The sequence below is a fragment of the Paenibacillus jilunlii genome, from assembly GCF_900102965.1.
GTDB classification, from domain to species: Bacteria; Bacillota; Bacilli; order Paenibacillales; family Paenibacillaceae; genus Paenibacillus_AQ; species Paenibacillus_AQ jilunlii.
Genome location: NZ_FNGM01000021.1, coordinates 93,629 through 111,679 on the forward strand (window position 1 = coordinate 93,629; position 18,051 = coordinate 111,679).

Annotated in this window: 9 protein-coding genes and 1 rRNA gene; 9 read left to right on the forward strand and 1 reads right to left on the reverse strand. The window is 54.8% G+C overall.

All coding sequences use genetic code 11. The features are described 5' to 3' along the window. Positions 1-150: 150 nt before the first annotated feature. The 8 genes from BLQ82_RS26505 (at position 151) to BLQ82_RS26540 (ending at position 16,957) form a co-directional block, all read left to right on the forward strand. A complete protein-coding gene (locus BLQ82_RS26505) occupies positions 151-1,647 on the forward strand; it encodes an ABC transporter substrate-binding protein (protein ID WP_062524444.1) in 1,497 nt (498 codons plus the stop codon). An 84-nt stretch (positions 1,648-1,731) separates the two neighbouring features. Further along, positions 1,732-2,652 carry an ABC transporter permease gene (locus BLQ82_RS26510; RefSeq protein WP_062524482.1) on the forward strand — a complete coding sequence of 307 codons (921 nt, stop codon included), beginning with the start codon at positions 1,732-1,734 and terminating at the stop codon, positions 2,650-2,652. Between the two features lie 23 nt (positions 2,653-2,675). Further along, complete coding sequence (locus BLQ82_RS26515) at positions 2,676-3,593, forward strand: carbohydrate ABC transporter permease (protein WP_062524446.1); 918 nt, start codon at positions 2,676-2,678, stop codon at positions 3,591-3,593. Between the two features lie 27 nt (positions 3,594-3,620). Next, entirely contained in the window at positions 3,621-6,059 is a 2,439-nt protein-coding gene (locus BLQ82_RS26520) for a glycoside hydrolase family 3 N-terminal domain-containing protein (protein ID WP_062524449.1), read from the forward strand. Then, complete coding sequence (locus BLQ82_RS26525) at positions 6,046-9,288, forward strand: alpha-mannosidase (RefSeq protein ID WP_062524450.1); 3,243 nt, start codon at positions 6,046-6,048, stop codon at positions 9,286-9,288. Before BLQ82_RS26520 ends, BLQ82_RS26525 begins: the two co-directional genes overlap by 14 nt. Before the next feature lie 407 nt (positions 9,289-9,695). After that, entirely contained in the window at positions 9,696-11,015 is a 1,320-nt protein-coding gene (locus tag BLQ82_RS26530; protein WP_062524451.1) for a glycoside hydrolase family 125 protein, read from the forward strand. Next, entirely contained in the window at positions 11,012-14,176 is a 3,165-nt protein-coding gene (locus tag BLQ82_RS26535; protein ID WP_074648665.1) for an alpha-amylase family protein, read from the forward strand. Before BLQ82_RS26530 ends, BLQ82_RS26535 begins: the two co-directional genes overlap by 4 nt. Before the next feature lie 27 nt (positions 14,177-14,203). Then, complete coding sequence (locus tag BLQ82_RS26540; RefSeq protein ID WP_062524453.1) at positions 14,204-16,957, forward strand: alpha-mannosidase; 2,754 nt, start codon at positions 14,204-14,206, stop codon at positions 16,955-16,957. Between the two features lie 91 nt (positions 16,958-17,048). On the opposite strand, the gene BLQ82_RS26545 is transcribed toward BLQ82_RS26540, so the two are convergent. Further along, the gene (locus BLQ82_RS26545) at positions 17,049-17,336 is read right to left on the reverse strand and encodes a hypothetical protein (protein WP_062524455.1); all 288 of its coding nucleotides are present in this window, start codon (positions 17,334-17,336) and stop codon (positions 17,049-17,051) included. Positions 17,337-17,859: 523 nt separating this feature from the next. Between BLQ82_RS26545 and BLQ82_RS26550 the strand changes: the two genes are divergently transcribed. Beyond that, positions 17,860-18,051: ribosomal RNA gene (locus BLQ82_RS26550) — 16S ribosomal RNA — on the forward strand; the annotation flags it as partial.

Here is an 18,051-nt window from a genome sequence, read left to right on the forward strand (position 1 = left end):
TTATTTTCTACATGATTTTATTTAGTTTAGCTTCTGTCTGAAAATGCTTACATCAACTAAAGTTAAGATAATCCTTGAAAGGACAGAGGCCAGCAAGGGCTTCGGAGATTCCTGCAGTTTCGAGGTGAACAAAAGGGGAGGTTATAAAGAATGAGCAAGAAAAGCAAACGGTTGTCTCTGTTAGTAACATCCATGATGGCATTCTCGGTGCTGCTCAGTGCATGCGGCGGCTCGAACAACAATGCCGGGACCAATGATTCTGCTTCGGGCTCGGGGGAGAAATCGGAGAAACCGGTAGAGCTGATTTGGTACACCATCGGTGCGCCGCAGAAGGACCTGGATACGGTCGTGGCCGAAATCAACAAATATACCAAAGAGAAAATCAATGCAACCCTGAAAATCAACATGATCGACTTCGGCGATTACTCGCAAAAAATGCAGGTCAAGGTAGCCTCCGGCGAGCCTATGGATATTATGTTTACAAGCTCCTGGGCCCTGGATTATGTGCAAAATGCCCGCAAAGGCGCCTTTCTGGAAATTGACAGCCTGATCGACCAGTACGGCAAAGGCATCAAGGATGCCATCGACCCTGCCTTCCTGGAAGGCTCCAAGGTAGACGGCCACAACTACGCCATCCCTGCCAACAAAGAGCTTCCGGCACAGGAAGTATGGCGCTTCAACAAAGAGCTTGTGGACAAGTACAAGCTTGACATCAGCAGCGCAACCACAATGGAAAGCATTGAGCCTATGCTCAAAACCATCAAGGAAAATGAACCGGGCATCACGCCATATGCGATGGTGAAGGATTTTATGCCGGTGATGCCGTTTGACTATATTATTGAAAAAATGCCGATGGCCGTCTATCTGGACACCAAGGACTATAAAATCGTCAACATTCTGGAAACTCCAGAGCTGAAAGCGAATCTTGAAACCGTACACAAATATTACAAGGCAGGTTACCTGTCATCAGAAGTAGCGACGACTACCTCCGTGGATGACCTTTACAAATCGGGCAAATGGTTCATGGACCGTGCCTCTACACAGCCAATGGCTGACAATCTCTGGTCAGCCAGCTACGGCTACCCTGTAGTCTCCTCGCCGGCAGGCAAATCCTATATTTACAACTGGTCCGTTATGGGATCGATGCAGGCCATTTCCGCCAACTCCGAGCATCCGGAGAAAGCCATGGAATTCCTGAACCTGCTGAACACCGATCCGGTCCTGCGCAACATGGTCGATTCCGGTATTGAAGGCGTGCACTATGAGAAAGTCAACGACAATACGGTGAAGTTCCTGCCGGAAGCCAAAAATTATGACATGCCGACCTTCTCCCTGGGCAATGTCATGATCACTTACTTGAACGAAGGCGACCCTGCGGACAAATGGGAGCAGTTCAAGAAATTCAACGAAGCGGGCATCAATGCTCCGCTGCTCGGCTTCAACTTTGATACCTCCAAGGTAACGAGTGAAATCGCCGCTGTGCAGAACGTGAAGGAAGAATTCTGGGCTCCGCTGATGACGGGAACTGTAAATCCTGACGAATACCTGCCAAAAGCGATTGAGAAATTCAAAGCTGCCGGACTCGATAAAATCATCGCAGAAGCACAAACCCAAATTGACGCCTGGAAAGCCGCGAACAACAAATAATTCATTCCCTTAAGGAAGACCGGGCGGGTGCCAAGCCCTTTGCCCGGTCTTTCTTTTACAGTTTAGGAGGGCTCACCCGTGAAAATGATCCGAAATATCATCAATAACAAAGTTATGCTGCTCATGGTTCTGCCGGGCGCGCTGTGGTTCCTCTTTTTCTCCTATCTGCCGATGGTGGGGACGGTTATTGCCTTTAAGGAATACCGCTACAGCCGGGACGGCTTCTGGGCCAGCATTTTTAACAGCAAATGGGTAGGCTGGGACAACTTCAAGTTTCTTTTTACCACGAATGATGCGTATATCATCACCCGCAATACGCTTTTATACAATGCAGTCTTTATTTTGCTGGGGCTGGTATTGTCAGTGGCGATGGCGGTTGTTCTTGCGGAGATTGCCAACAAGAAGCTGGCTAAGGTCTATCAGACCGGCATGTTCCTGCCGTATTTTCTGTCCTGGGTTGTGGTCGGCTACTTTGCCTTCAGCTTTCTCAGCTCCGAGAGCGGTGTACTGAACCAGATCCTGAGCTATTTCGGGGCAGAACCAATCAATTGGTATTCCGAGAAAAAATATTGGCCGGTAATCCTCGTGCTGGTATATCTGTGGAAGGCGCTTGGCTATAACAGCGTGGTCTATCTGGCGGCTATTATGGGGATCGACAAATCGCTGTATGAAGCGGCGATGATTGACGGTGCAGGCAAATTCCAGCAGATCAAGAACATCACGCTGCCGCTGCTCAGCCCGATTATTACGATTATGACCCTGCTGGCCATCGGAAAAATCTTTTATGCCGACTTCGGCCTGTTCTATCAGGTGCCCCGCAATTCCGGGACGCTCTACAGTGTTACGAACGTTATCGATACCTATGTCTACCAAGGTCTCAAATCTACAGGCGAGATTGGCATGAGTACTGCGGCGGGCCTGTACCAATCCGTGGTCGGCTTCGTGCTTGTCATCACCTCGAACTATATCGTGCGTAAATTCAATAAGGACAGCGCCTTATTCTAGTCAGGGCGAAAGGAGTGAACCAGATGTCCACATTAGTCAAAAAAGAACGCGATTTCCATAATCTATCCAAAACCTGGAACGTGCTGTTTAATCTGTTTGCCGGTATTTTTGCCTTCCTGTGTGTATTTCCGTTTATCTTTGTCGTGATCATTTCCTTCACGGATGAAGGGGTCCTGGCGAGAGACGGGTACAGTCTGTTTCCGGCCAAATGGAGTCTGTCAGCGTACCGGTATGTATTCGAGTCCGGGGATATGCTCCTGCGTTCCTATGGGGTGACCATCCTGGTGACCGTGCTCGGCACCTTGATCAGCCTGCTGTTTATTTCTTTTTATGCCTATGCCATTTCGCGTAAAAGCTTCAGATACCGCAATTTTTTTGCGTTCTTTGCCTTTTTCACCATGCTGTTCAATGGCGGGCTCGTTCCGACTTATATCATTGTTACCCAGTTTCTGGGTTTGAAGGATACGATCTGGGCACTCGTAATGCCGCTGGCGGTCAACGCTTTTTACATTATGATCCTGCGGACCTTCTACAGCACCAGCGTTCCGGATGCCCTCATTGAATCCGGTAAAATCGACGGCGCGGGTGAATTCCGCATTTTCCTGACACTGGTGCTGCCGCTCTCCTTGCCGGGTCTAGCCACGATTGCCCTGTTCAGTACGCTGGGCTACTGGAACGACTGGTTCAACGCGCTGCTCTACATCGATGATCCGAATCTGGTGCCGCTGCAGTCCATGCTGATGCGGATCGAGACCAGCATGCAGTTTATTATGCAGAACTCCACCAACAGCTCACTCAGTCTGGAGGCGCTCCGCTCCATGCCGCAGGATACTTCGCGGATGGCGATGGTGGTGCTGGCAACCGGGCCGATTATTTTTGCCTATCCATTTTTCCAGCGTTATTTCATCCAGGGCCTTACGGTTGGAGCCGTGAAGGAATAAGACGTCAGCAGAGAGGGAGTGCAGTGAATGATCTATAAAGATCCAAGCAGGCCGCCCGCAGAACGGGCGGAGCATCTGCTGGGACTGATGACCTTGGAAGAGAAGGCCGCGCAGCTGGTTCAACCCTTCGGCTGGCAGGCCTATGAACATACAGATGGAGAAATTACGCTCACGGAAGACTTCAAACGCCAGGTGGCGGAGACAGGCATCGGTTCGCTGTACGGCATGCTTCGCGCCGACCCGTGGACCGGAGTGACGCTGGCCAGCGGGCTGTCCCCGCGCCAGGGTGCGGAGGCGGTGAACGCCCTTCAGCGTTATGCCATCGAGAATTCCCGGCTGGGGATTCCGATCCTGATCGGAGAAGAATGCTCGCACGGCCATATGGCGATTGGAGCTACCGTATTCCCCGTTCCGCTGTCGCTCGGAAGCTCATGGAACGTGGACCTGTACCGGGAAATGTGCCGGGCGGTGGCCCTGGAGACGCGGAGCCAGGGCGGAACGGTAACCTATTCGCCCGTGCTTGATGTCGTGCGCGATCCCCGTTGGGGGCGCACGGAGGAGTGCTTTGGCGAGGATGCCTATCTGATCAGCGAGCTGGCCGTTGCCTCTGTAGAGGGGCTTCAGGGGGAATCGCTGAGCAGCCAGGAAAGTGTAGGCGCCACGCTGAAGCATTTCGTCGGCTACGGCAGCTCCGAGGGCGGCCGCAATGCCGGGCCGGTGCATATGGGCTGGCGCGAGCTGCTTGAAGTCGATCTGCTGCCGTTCAAGAAGGCGGTTGAAGCGGGCGCAGTTTCCATTATGCCCGCCTACAATGAAATCGACGGCGTGCCCTGCACGACGAATACTGCACTAATGGAAGATATTCTTCGCGGAGCCTGGGGCTTCGATGGTCTTGTGATCACCGATTGCGGCGCGATTGAGATGTTGGCCGCCGGCCATGACGTAGCCGAGGATGGACTGGATGCTTCGGTGCAGGCAATCAACGCAGGTATCGACATGGAGATGTCCGGCGCGATGTTCGGCAAGCATCTGGTGAACGCTGTCCGCACGGGCAAGCTCGCGGAGGCGGTTCTGGACCGTGCCGTGCAGCGGGTGCTGGAGCTGAAGTTCAAGCTCGGCCTGTTTGAGCAGCCGTACGCCGACCCGGATGCCGCAGAGAAGTTCATCGGCAGCGTGAAGCACCGGGAGCTTGCCCGCAAGCTGGCCGCCGAGAGCATCATTCTGCTGAAGAATGATGGCGGCATGCTGCCGCTGGCCGGCAGCTCCAGCGGTACTGGCGGCACTGACAGCGCAGGCGGCAGGCTGCCGCTGACCGGCAGCTCTAGCAGTACTGGCAGCGCAAACAGCTCCAGCGGCATAGGAAATGCAGGCAGCGCCGTCAGCGGCACCGGCGGCTCCGGGAAGGTTGCCGTGATCGGGCCGAACGCCGATGCGCCTTACAATCAGCTGGGCGACTATACCTCGCCGCAGCAGCGCTCAAGCATCGTAACCGTGCTGGATGGTGTGCGCAGCAAGCTTGGGCCGGAGCGGGTGCTGTATGCCCCGGGCTGCCGGATCAAAGGCGACTCCAGGGAAGGCTTCGAAGCGGCGCTCGCCTGCGCAGAGCAGGCCGATACCGTGGTGATGGTGCTCGGCGGGTCAAGCGCCCGCGATTTTGGGGAAGGCACGATTGATCTGAAGACCGGAGCTTCGAAGGTGACGGAGCATTCCTGGAGCGATATGGACTGCGGGGAAGGCATTGACCGGATCTCGCTGGCTCTTTCGGGTGTGCAGCTGGAGCTGGTCCAAGAGATCCATAAGCTGGGCAAGCCGCTTGTTGTGGTCTATATCAACGGCCGTCCCGTCAGCGAGCCTTGGATTGAAGAACATGCCGATGCCATTCTGGAGGCCTGGTATCCGGGTCAAGAGGGCGGACATGCGGTGGCGGATATTCTGTTCGGTGACGTGAATCCTTCGGGCCGGCTGACGATTTCCTGGCCGAAGGATGCAGGCCAGCTTCCTGTGTACTACAACGGCAAGCGTTCGCGCGGCAAAAGATATCTTGAAGCGGACTCGCAGCCCCGTTACCCGTTCGGGTTCGGATTGAGCTATACAAGCTTCAGCTACTCTGACCTCAAGGTGGAGCCGCAGGCGATTGCTGCTGACGAAACCGCAACGGTAACCGTGCGGGTGCAGAATACAGGTGAACTTACCGGAGCTGAGGTAGTTCAGCTGTATATCTCAGATATCGCCAGCAAGGTTTCAAGACCTGCCAAGGAATTGAAAGGCTTCCGCAAAATCACGCTGTCTCCGGGCGAATCGCAAATTGTGGAATTCGAAATCGGCGCGGAGCAGCTGCAGTATATCGGCCCGGACTATCAGCCTGTCGTAGAACCGGGAGCCTTTAAGATACTGGTGGGCAGCCATGTTAATGATGTGCTGGAACAAGACTTGAATGTCATGGAGGGTACACATGGAACGGATTAGAAGATTTATCCGTGAGCTGTCCGAGCGGCAATGGCTGGAACAGCATACGCTTGAGGGTTGGGATATTCAGGCTGGGGTGTATACCGTGCCGGGTCAATATGACGGAATGCGGCCGTATACCGGGGGCGGGGATTTCACCCTGTTTCCAAGCGTTCAAGGAACCACTTACTTTTTTCGGCGCACACTTGCGATACCTGCGGAATGGGCCGGGCAGCGGGCGGGTCTGATTTTTGAGTCGGGAGGCGAGGGGCTGCTGCGGGTGAACGGAGAGTCACGCCAGGGACTGGACCGGAACCACACCTTTGTCACCCTTGAGGCATCTTCGGACGGAAGACCGCTGGAGCTGGAAATCGAATTGTTCGATCCGATTCCGGAGCCAGTGGACCCGCTGAATCAGCAGGCGGTCATCCAGCCGCCGATCCGGGCTATCCGCACTGTGCTTGTACTGGTGAATGAACCGGTTCAGAGCTTGATGTACAGCACCGTAATCGTCTGCGATGCGGCAGTTTTGCTGCCGGAAGCGGATATGCGCCGGACCCGGATGCTTGAAGCCTTGTACCGCGTAATCGATGAATTTTTGAATGTGAATGAGACCGCAGTCCGTGAAGGCAGTGCTGTCGCCGCCCTTGAAGAGAAGCTGCGCGCAGAGATTGCAGGGATTGGCGGAAATGCAGAGGGCACCATCCATATGGTCGGCCAGTCGCATATCGATATCGCCTGGCTGTGGCCCGCGCGGGAAACCGTGCGGAAGACCAGCCGCACCTTCTCAACCGTGAACGCCTTAATGGAGGAATACCCGGAATATCAATTTGCCCAGAGCCAGCCGCAGCTGTTCGAATATCTCAAGGACAACGATCCGGCTCTGTTCGCCAAGGTCAAAGAGAGAATCCGCGAAGGCCGCTGGGAGCTGGTCGGCGGCATGTGGGTGGAGCCGGATCTCAATATTCCGAGCGGAGAATCGCTAATGCGCCAGATGCTCTATGGGCAGCGTTTCTACCTGGAGGAATTCGGCAAAACCTCGGACATTGAATGGCTGCCGGATACCTTCGGCTACTGCGCATCGCTTCCGCAGATTTTGCGGCATGGCGGCGTGCGTTATTTCATGACCACGAAGCTCGGCTGGAACGATACCAATGTGTTCCCTTACGATCTGTTCCATTGGGTCGGCATTGACGGCACCTCCATGCTGTCCTATCTCAACCATGGGGTGAACGAGAATACCCTGCCGAAGGATGTCCACGATCACTGGCAATCCTTCCGTGAAAAAAATATCCACAACGAGCAGATGCTGCTCTACGGCCATGGCGATGGCGGCGGCGGTGTGACCCGCGAGATGCTGGAATACATCCGCCGTGCGGAACTGATGGTCGGCCAGCCTGCCAGTACGTTCAGCAATGCTGCCGGGTTCTTCTCCGGCATCGGGGAGCGGCAGCATCAGCTGCCGGAATGGCGCGGCGATCTGTACCTGGAGCTGCACCGGGGCACCTATACCACACACGGGCGCAACAAACGGAATAACCGCAAGGCGGAGATTTTGTACCGCGAGGCGGAGCTGTGGCAGACGCTGGCAGCTTCGTCCATGGCGCCGGAGCTGCAGCACAGCATTGCCGGACAGCTGCACAAGGGCTGGAAGCTGGTGCTGCTCAACCAGTTCCACGACATTATTCCCGGCTCGGCCATCACCGAAGCCTATGAAACCTCAGAGAAGGAATACCGCGAGGTATTTGCCCTTGGGAAATCGTCGCTCCAGCCGGGGCTGGAGGCCTTGGCATCCCAGGTGGCAACAGCAGGCGAAGGCACACCTTACGTGCTGTTCAACAGCCTCGGCTGGGCACGGGATGCCATAGTTCCGATTCACTTGCCGGGAGGCCAGACTTGGGCGGCTTATGACGAGGCTGGACGCTCACTGCATGTGGATCTTGCTGCCGGTCTGTCCGCTGCGGATGAAGCAGCAGTACGGGCTGTAGAACGAGCAACAGAACAAGCTACAGAACAAGCTACAGAACGGGCTGCAGAACGAGCAACAGAACAAGCAACAGAACGAGCAACAGAACAAGCTACAGGCCAAATCACTGCTTATATTCATGTCCCGTCCATTCCGGGTTTTGGTTATAAGACGGTATGGCTTAGACAAGAGGACATGAGCATGACGGACAGCATGACGGACTGCATACCGGAAAGAAAGGAACTAAATGATAGCTGGGAAACGCCGCACTATCGCCTTGCCTTCAATGAACGGGGCGAAATCACCAGCCTGTTCGACAAATCGGCAGGCCGTGAAATCGTGCAGCCAGGCGGACGCGCCAACCGGTTCCACTTCTTCCATGACCGTCCGACGCTCTGGGATGCCTGGGATATTGACAACCGTTATGAAGCCCAGCCCGCCGGTGAGGCGGAGCTGGTGGAGAAATATGTGCTTCAGGCCGGCAAAGTCCGGGATGTGCTGAGATTCCGCTGGAAGCTGGGCCAATCCGAAATCACACAGGATTTGATCCTGTATGCGGACGACCGCAGAATCGACTTTAAGACACATGTGGACTGGAACGAAGCCCACAAGCTGCTGAAGGTTGGATTTCCGGTCGATGTGGTTTCAGACAAGGCGACCTATGAGATTCCTTTTGGAGCGCTGGAACGTCCGACGCACCGCAATACCAGCTGGGAGCAGGCGCAATATGAGGTCTGCGGGCACCGTTTTGCCGATGTATCCGAATATGGCTACGGTGTCAGCCTGCTGAATGATTGCAAATACGGCTACGATATTCAAGGCAGCACCATCCGCCTGTCTCTGCTGCGTGCGCCGAAATGGCCTGACAGAGTAGCGGACCAGGGTGCCCATGACTTTACGTATTCTCTCTATCCTCACACCGGGGATTGGCGCAGCGCGCATACGCTGCGCAAGGCCGCAGAGCTGAATCATGAGGTTCCGGTTATCGCTGCTGATGGGAAGACGACCGGACAGCTGCCGTCCACGGGAGCTTTTATCGGCTTTGGCGGGCAGCATGTTGTGCTGGATACAGTTAAGCCTTCTGAGGATGGGCGCGGCAGTGTTCTGCGGCTCTATGAATCCTCCGGCGGGCGCGAAACCGTGAAGCTAGCCTGGAATCAGCCTTTTAGCGAAATTTATATATCGAATGCCCTGGAAGAGGAGATGGAGCCTGTAGCCCATCACGATGGTGAATTCGAACTGCATTTCGCCCCTTTTGAGATCAAGACCCTGCACATCCGATAAACTCATACTTTGCCTTGCATATAAGGTACCTAAGTGTTCCCATAAGTGTGCCCAAGTGTGCCCAAGTGTACCTAAGTGTACCCATGAGTGGCTAAGTGGAATTTCTCCATCTATTTTACTCAAAAACCGCTGCTCACTAGCAATTAGTGGGAATTACTCCACCTAAATTGGTGAAATTGATTGAAAATTAGCCTCGGAGGGCTGATTAAGTTTACTTTTTCCCAGTATTTATTTATAGAGGGGCCGACAGCAGTAAATAGTGGGAGTTTTTCCACTTCGCTCAAGGCTCAACCGCCACCCAACTACTTTAAACCGGGGCCATAGACCGTATCAGTTGATCTGTCCGGCTCCCCTGTCTTTAAACACATGACTATTCTACCTACATGAACATAAGGAGTGTACCTTCCTTGGAACAATTCAGACTACCGAAAATCCCGATGCCGAAGCTTACGCTGCCGCATGCCGTACAGGAGGTGCTGGCTGAAGCTGAAGAGAAGCTGGCCCACCGTCCGAAGCTGCTGCAGCTGTTCAAAAACTGTTTTCCCAATACGCTGGAGACGACCACCAAGCTGCTTGATGACGGTACGACCTTTATCATTACCGGAGATATCCCGGCTTCCTGGCTGCGCGACTCTGTGGAGCAGGTCATTCATTATGTTCCCTTAGCCAAAAATGACCCGGACCTCCAGCGCATCATCGGCGGTCTGATCAAACGTCATATCCAGTACATCCACATTGACCCTTACGCCAATGCTTTTAATGAGTCGGCCAATGACTGGCACTGGAACACCACCGATGTCACGGAGATGTCCCCGTGGGTCTGGGAGCGGAAGTTCGAAATTGACTCGCTTTGCTTCGTTGTGCGGCTGGCCTATACCTACTGGAAGGAAACCGGTGTTACTGATTTCTTCAATGCGGAGTTCAAGTCTGCCCTGCGTACGATTATTGATTTGTTCCGCAGAGAGCAGCGCCACTTCGAACAGTCGCCTTACCGCTTCACCCGCAACAATGGCATTCCTGAGGACTCGCTGCGCAATAGCGGACTGGGCATGCCGGTGAACTATACAGGCATGATCTGGTCCGGCTTCCGCTCCAGCGATGATGCCTGCGATTTCCACTACAACATCCCGGGCAATATGTTTGCTGTTGTAGCCCTGCGCCAGATGCAGGAGTTCGCCGAGTGGGTGTTCAGGGACATGGATCTGCTGGCTGAACTGAAAGAGCTGGAATTCGAGGTCGACTACGGGATCAAGCTGTACGGAATTTACCGCCACCCTGAGTTTGGGCCGATTTATGCCTATGAGACAGACGGCTTCGGCAACTACTGCCTGATGGATGATGCCGGAACCCCCGGGCTGATCTCCATTCCGTATCTCGGCTATACCACGGCGGATGATCCGGTTTATCAGAACACCAGACGGTTTGCACTCAGCAAAGAGAATCCTTTCTATTATGAAGGAACCGCCGCGAAAGGCATCGGCAGCCCGCATACACCGAAGGATTATATCTGGCATATGGCCCTGTCCATGCAGGGGATTACTGCACAATCTGTGGAGGAAAAGCTGGAGCTGGTCGCTCTGCTGGAAAGCACAGACGCGGATACCGGCTTCATGCACGAAGGTTTCCATGCGGACGACCCGTCCGTGTTCACCCGCAGCTGGTTCGCCTGGTCGAACAGCCTGTTCTCCCAGCTGGTGTACCGGATGATGAAGGATGGACAGCTGTGAGTGCGGGCATTGTGATTCTGTTCAGCGACCCGCTGTTCCCCGGCTATACTGCCTCGGCTGGACGGATACAGGAACAGGCGGAGCGTCTTGGCGGATTACAGCATGCCGCCCATGATGCCCATGCTGTCCATACTGCCGGTGCGGAGCAGCTGGCACCGGCACTGGATGCTGCCGGGCCTGGCGCATGCTTTATCAACCTGCACGCCCCCTATTTCCCGAAGGAGGCCTGGGGCTCGATCCTGGCCTACCTTCAGCGGGGCGGCGGGCTGCTGAACATCGGCGGCGCACCGTTCAAGGTTCCGGTGCGCTGCGAGAATGGCGTCTGGCAGGCGGAAGCCGAGCAGACCGCCTACCACCGGCAGCTTCATATTCATGAAGCGCTGCGGGTGGACGGCGGGCGTGTCCAGTCTCACGCCGCCCTTGCGGACATCCCTTTGTTCGCAGGCCGCGAGGGACTGCTCGCACCGGCGGACACCTGGAATCTGGTGCCCCATGTGACCAAAAGCAGCGATCTGCCGGAGCAAATGGGCGCAAGCGGCCCTATGGACACCCGGATCTATCCGCTGCTGAAGGGCATCTCGGCGGAAGGCCGTGAGGTGTCTGCTCCCGCTGTGCTGTGGGAGCATGTCGGCGGCCCCTTCGCCGGAGCGCGCTGGATCTTCATCGGCCAGAGGCTTACGCCTGAGCACTGCGGAGATGAAGGGCTGAAGCTGCTCGCTGCCTGCGCGGCCTTTGCCGCCAAAGGCGTCACCGAGCTGTGGCTAAAGCCGAACTACGCCTCTTATGAGCAGGGCGAGCGGCCAATTATCAGCCTGCAAAGCCAGCAACTTAGCCGCACCGGTGCTGGCCAGGAAACCTGGAGGCTTCAGTTTTCTTTGCAGAAGGACGGATCGGCATCCCCTTGTTTCGAGCACAGCTGCGAGATCGTGGCCGGCACCGAAATGAACTTTTTCCGGCTGCCAATCCCTGTCGAGCTGGAGCCGGGCCTGTATGACCTGGTCTGCCATGCCGAGGCGGTGGACGGCGAGCAGCGTGTGCTGCGCCAGGGCTTTTGGAGCTATGATGCGGCATTGCTCTCGGCTGGAGAGCCTATCACTGCCGGACGGGACTACTTTCAGAAGAACGGACGCCCTCTTCCGGTTGTAGGCATGACCTATATGACCTCGGATGTGGCGCGGAAGTTTCTTTTCCTGCCGAACGTTGCCGTCTGGAACCGCGATATGGCCCAAATGAAAAAAGCCGGAATCAACTGGATCCGCACCGGCATCTGGACCGCTTACCGCAATATCATGCAGGTCGACGGCCATGCCTCTGAAGAGGTGATGCGGGCCATCGATGCTTTTCTGCAGACGGCCAAGAAGCATGACCTCCAGGTGACCTTTACCTTCTTCTCCTTTACACCGGAGACCTGGGAGGGGCGCAACCCTTATCTGGACCCGCGCAGCGTAGAGGCACAAAAGCGGTTTATCCGCTCCATTGTTGCCCGGCACGTTCATACCACACATGTGGATTGGGACTTAATTAATGAGCCGTCAATGTTCGATCCGCCGCGCATCTTCTCGGACGGGCCGAGCACTGCGGGGGACCCTTATGAGCAGCAGGCCTTTTCCGCCTGGCTGGAGCAGCGTCATGGCAGCATCGCCGTACTTCAGGAGCGCTGGAATATGACCCCGCTGGAGCTGCCCGATTTCGCATCGGCACGTCCCCCGGAGCAAGCGGAGATCAACTTCAGCATCCAGGATATTCATTCGGGCAAACGCGGAACCCGCTGGCTCGATTACTGCCTGTTTTCCATGGACATGCATAACGTTTGGGCTAAGGAGCTATATGGAGCAATCAAGGAGTTGAATCCCGCGCAGCTGGTGACCGTAGGCCAGGACGAGGCGCTGGGCGCGCAAAGGCCTTCGCCGTTCTTTTACGAACAGGCTGTAGATTACACAACTGTCCATAGCTGGTGGCTGAACGACAATCTGCTGTGGAGCGGAATCTTTGCCAAAACAGAGAACAAGCCGAACCTGGTGCAGGAAACCGGAATTATGTATGTCGAAACCCCCGACGGGCGCGCCAAAAGAACCGAGGAAGAGCTGCGCTCCATCCTGGAACGCAAGTATGCCTATGCCTTTGCTGCAGGCGGAGCGGGAGCGGTTCAGTGGATCTGGAACACCAACTTTTATATGGATAATGCCAATGAATCGCAGATCGGCGCACTGCGCGCGGATGGCACCGAGAAGCCGGAGGCGGATGTCTCGTATGATTTCGGGCGTTTCATGGCGGAGGCCGGGGCCCTGTTTGCGGGACGGGAGCTTGAGGATATCGCCGTTATTTTCCCGTATTCCAACGATTTCTCCAACCGCAAGCTCGCCTATGAAGCCACTACCCGGCTGACACGCATTCTGTCCTACCAGCTGCGCCTGCCGTTCCGTGGCGTTTCGGAGTATGGTCTGGAAGCGCTGGAAGCCCAGCCGCCCAAGCTGATTTTGCTGCCAAGTGCACATAATCTGGATGACAGCGCGATGGAAAAACTGATTGCATTCGTGGAACGCACTGGTGCAGTGCTGTTGGTAACAGGTACGCTGGGACTCAACTCCTACTGGCAGCCTTCCGAACGTCTCGTGGAGCTTCTCGGCACGCGTGAACTGGGCAATGTGCGGCGCGAGGAACGTATGAAGCTTGACGGTAGAACCTTTGCCGTTTCCTACGGGCAGCGCCGGATTGCTGAACTTGTAAAAGAAGTACAGGTGCGGGAACCCGCAGCCGCCCAACCAGCAGAGCCTGGAGACACCGTAATGGATCTCCCGCTTGGGAAGGGACGCCTGATCTGGTGCCCGCTTCCGCTGGAACTGAATGAACGCGACGAACCCATCGCTGAACTTTACCGCCATGCGGCGGAACGCTCAGGCGTTTCTGCAGGACTGGAATGGATCAGCGGGGGCGATTTGCCGGGCATCTACGGGCGTAAGCTGGATTTTGCCGCTGGAGCGCTTTACATCTTCGTATCCGAATACGCTTGGGACGCAGACATTGAAGTCAAAGACCCGCGGACAGGTGTAAGCTACAGCTTCCGGCTTGAGAAAGAACGTTCCGTACTGTTTGCGGCAGATAAGCAAGGACAGCTGACTTCTGTGTACAGAGCGGAAGAAACTGCGATTACAATACACTGAGCAAGAACTAAGGGAGAGATGGGGTTCATGACTAGCAAAAAGACCGCACATATCGTTTCCCACACCCACTGGGACCGGGAATGGTATCTGCCTTACGAGAAGCATCATGTCCGTCTGGTGCAGCTGGTGGATGCATTACTCGATAAATTAGACAGCAGTACAGCCTTCCGCAGCTTTTATCTGGATGGCCAGACCATTATTTTGGAGGATTATCTGCAGGTACGCCCCGAGAACAAGGAACGTCTGGAGCAGCACATCCAGGCCGGGCGGATTCTAATTGGCCCGTGGTACATTCTGCAGGATGCTTTTCTTACGAGCGGCGAGGCTAATGTGCGCAATATGCAGATCGGCCATCAGGATGCCCTGAAATACGGCGAGCCGTCCAAAATCGGCTACTTCCCCGATACCTTCGGTCTCGTCGGCCAGACGCCGCAGCTCATGCTCCAATCCGGCATCCGCAATGCCTTCTTCGGCAGAGGCGTGAAGCCTACCGGCTTCAATAATACCGTATCGGACGGCGGCTACGAGTCTTCGTTCTCCGAGCTGATCTGGGAAGGGCCGGACGGTTCCCGTATTCTTGGCATCCTCTTCGCCAACTGGTATTCCAACGGCAATGAAGTTCCGGTGGACGAAGCTGCTGCGCGGGAGTTTTGGGACCGGAAGCTGTCAGATGCGGAAAAATATGCTTCCACAGGCGAACTGCTGTTCATGAATGGCTGTGACCATCAGCCGCTGCAGCTCGATTTGCCGGAAGCAATTGCTGCCGCGCAGGCGCTGTATCCCGAGGTGGAGTTCGTTCATTCCAACTTCCCGGATTACCTGGACGCGCTGAATGCTGAACTGGAAAAGGGGGGCGAATCCGGCACACTGGAGCTGTCCTCCGTTACAGGCGAGCTGCGCAGCCAGCGGACCGACGGCTGGGGGACACTTGTCAATACGGCTTCGGCCCGTGTGTATTTGAAGCAAATGAACCAGAAGGGCCAGACCCTGCTTGAAAAAGTAGCCGAGCCGCTGGCGTCCATCGCGGGGCTTGCCGGCAAAGAATATCCGCATCATCTTTTTACCTACGCCTGGAAGACGCTGATGCAGAACCATCCGCATGACAGCATCTGCGGCTGCAGTGTAGACGAGGTGCACCGCGAGATGGTGACCCGTTTTGATAAAAGCCGCCACGTAGCAGAAAGCATCATAGAAGACAGCGCCAGATTTATCGCCGGGGCTGTGGATACCACTGTTTTTGCAGGCGCTGTGGAAGCTGTTCCTTTTGTGGTGATGAATACTACAGGCTGGAGCCGCACGGGCACTGTCAGCATTGAACTCGACGCTGCCCGCTTGTACCTGCGTGAGGGCTACGGCCTGGAAGAGACCTCCCGCAGAATGCAGGAATTCGATCTCTCCGGCCGGGTATTGCTGGATGACGGCGGTCAGGCATTGGCCTGCACTGTGGAGGATTTGGGCCTTGAATTCGGCTACGATCTGCCGGACGACAAGTTCCGCCAGCCTTACATGTGCCGCAAAGTCAAGCTCACCTTCGAAGCGGCTGAAGTTCCGGCGCTTGGACTTCGCGCCTATGCCTGGACCACACAGCAAGCGGCAGCAGCTCCGGCTGAGCCTTCGCTCTTGAGCGGCGGGCATGTGCTGGAAAATGCCGCAGTTCGTGTTGAAGTCGCCGCAGACGGCTCCTTCAGCCTGCATCACAAGCAGAGCGGAGCGGTATACCATGATCTTGGCATCTATGAGAATACCGGAGACATCGGCAACGAATATATGTACAGACAGCCCGATGGCGAGATTCCTTTGACTACCAAAGGGTTGAGAGCAGCGATAAATGTAACCGAAGATACGCCTTTCCGGGCGTCCATTGAGATTAAGCATGCCTGGGAGATCCCCGCTTCGGCAGACGCCAGACTGAACGAAGAACAGCGGGCGCTGGTCTATTATCCGGAACGTACAGCACAGCGCAGCAGCGAGACTGTGATTTTGCAGCTTCGCACGGTGATTTCGCTGGAACGTGAAGGCAAAGGGCTGCATATTGAATCCACAATCAACAATGTCGCGAAGGATCACCGTGTGCGTATGCTGTTCCCTACGGATCTGCAGACCCCGGTGCATCATGCCGATTCCATGTTCGAAATTGCCAAGCGGGACAACGAGTCAGCGGCAGAATGGCAGAACCCGAGCAACACTCAGCATCAGCAGTCCTTTGTGGACGTTAGCAGTGCCCAGGTAGGCATGACTGTAGCCAATCTCGGACTGAATGAATATGAAGTGCTGCGTGATGGACGTAATACAATTGCCGTTACCCTGCTTCGCAGCGTAGGCGAATTGGGCGACTGGGGCTGGTTCCCGACACCGGAGGCACAATGCCTCGGCGAGCATACCGCACAGCTGATGCTGATTCCGCATACTGGAGACGGTGTTACTTCAGGCGCATATGCTCAGGCATACCAGTTTCAGGCTCCGTGGACTACCTTCCAGACGGATATCCACACAGGGACCATTGCCTCGGGTTATTCACCGCTGAGCTGGAAAGGCACAGAAGCTGCATTTTCTTCTATGAAAATGAATGAAACCACCGGAGACCTCCTGCTGCGCTGGTATAACATGAGCGGCTCACAGGCACAGCTGAATGTAGAATTGGATCTGCCTCATGAACATCTGTACCGCACAGGCATCCTGGAAGAAAGTACGGCTCCATTGCCGGATTCGGGTGATTCCCGACATCTGCTGGAGCTTGGACCTTGCGAGATTGCCACGTTCGGGATTCATTTAAGAGCTTAACCTTATCTGCCCAAAAGATCCCCCGGCGCTTCCCTGCCGGGGGATCTTTAAATGTTCATTCTATTCATTACGTTACCTACATAGAATCGGCTTACTTTCTTTTGTACATCTTATACCAGTCCATAACAGCCTGAGCGAGCGAGGGATTTCTTTGTCTCTCCCAATCAGAGGTTTCCCAATCGTGAATCGCCTGCTGCTTTGTTTTGTAAAAGCTGTAATCGCGAATATTCCAAGGGGAGTAGACTTTTCTGTACCATTTGCCGTTAGAGGTTTCGCGCGTGTAGCGGCGGACGGCTTTGCTCGCCTGTCTTTTTGCCCAGACAGAAGCCGGGGAGCACTGATCATTCCATACAGGGTGTTTCTTTACACTTCGGCTCATTGTGACTCTAACCTCCTTATTAGGAAGGGAAGCTAGAGATCGTGAAGTGTCTTCATAACACTCACCTCCTTCTGATTAGAATGATTCTGCGGATAATGGGCATCATACTGTATGGACGTAGGTGATCGGGAAAAGTTTCATAGCAGACTTTATAAAGCTTACTATCACAATGTCAGAGTGAATTCTAAAAAGATGAAAATTAATGCTTGCAATGAATCGCTATACATGGTATATTCTTATTCCGGCCAAGAAACATCAACGCCGAGCTCGAAAAGAAGTTGAAAAAAGAGCTTGCATTAATCGGCCGAACATGATATATTATAAGAGTTGCTGGTGACGAGATAATCGGCGCCGACGACGAGCTTGATCTTTGAAAACTGAACAACGAGTGAGTGGGATTTCACGCAAGTGAGATCCAAAATAGATAAGGTTCACAGCGTGTTTCACGCTTTTGGATACTTATCATGAGAATGAAAATTCTCGTCAGATGTTTCAAAATGAGCAATCGCTCTTTCTAAATACCAATTTGGAGAGTTTGATCCTGGCTCAGGACGAACGCTGGCGGCGTGCCTAATACATGCAAGTCGAGCGGAGTCTTGTTGGAAGCTTGCTTCCAACCTGGCTTAGCGGCGGACGGGTGAGTAACACGTAGGCAACCTACCCTCTAGACTGGGATAACTACCGGAAACGGTAGCTAATACCGGATAATTCCTTG

Excerpts from the sequence above, each read along its gene's own strand:
- BLQ82_RS26505 (WP_062524444.1), top strand. The coding sequence starts at position 151 with ATGAGCAAGAAAAGCAAACGGTTGTCTCTGTTAGTAACATCCATGATG.
- BLQ82_RS26540 (WP_062524453.1), top strand. The coding sequence starts at position 14,204 with ATGACTAGCAAAAAGACCGCACATATCGTTTCCCACACCCACTGGGAC.
- BLQ82_RS26545 (WP_062524455.1), bottom strand. The coding sequence starts at position 17,336 with ATGAGCCGAAGTGTAAAGAAACACCCTGTATGGAATGATCAGTGCTCC.
- BLQ82_RS26525 (WP_062524450.1), top strand. The coding sequence starts at position 6,046 with ATGGAACGGATTAGAAGATTTATCCGTGAGCTGTCCGAGCGGCAATGG.
- BLQ82_RS26515 (WP_062524446.1), top strand. The coding sequence starts at position 2,676 with ATGTCCACATTAGTCAAAAAAGAACGCGATTTCCATAATCTATCCAAA.
- BLQ82_RS26520 (WP_062524449.1), top strand. The coding sequence starts at position 3,621 with ATGATCTATAAAGATCCAAGCAGGCCGCCCGCAGAACGGGCGGAGCAT.
- BLQ82_RS26510 (WP_062524482.1), top strand. The coding sequence starts at position 1,732 with ATGATCCGAAATATCATCAATAACAAAGTTATGCTGCTCATGGTTCTG.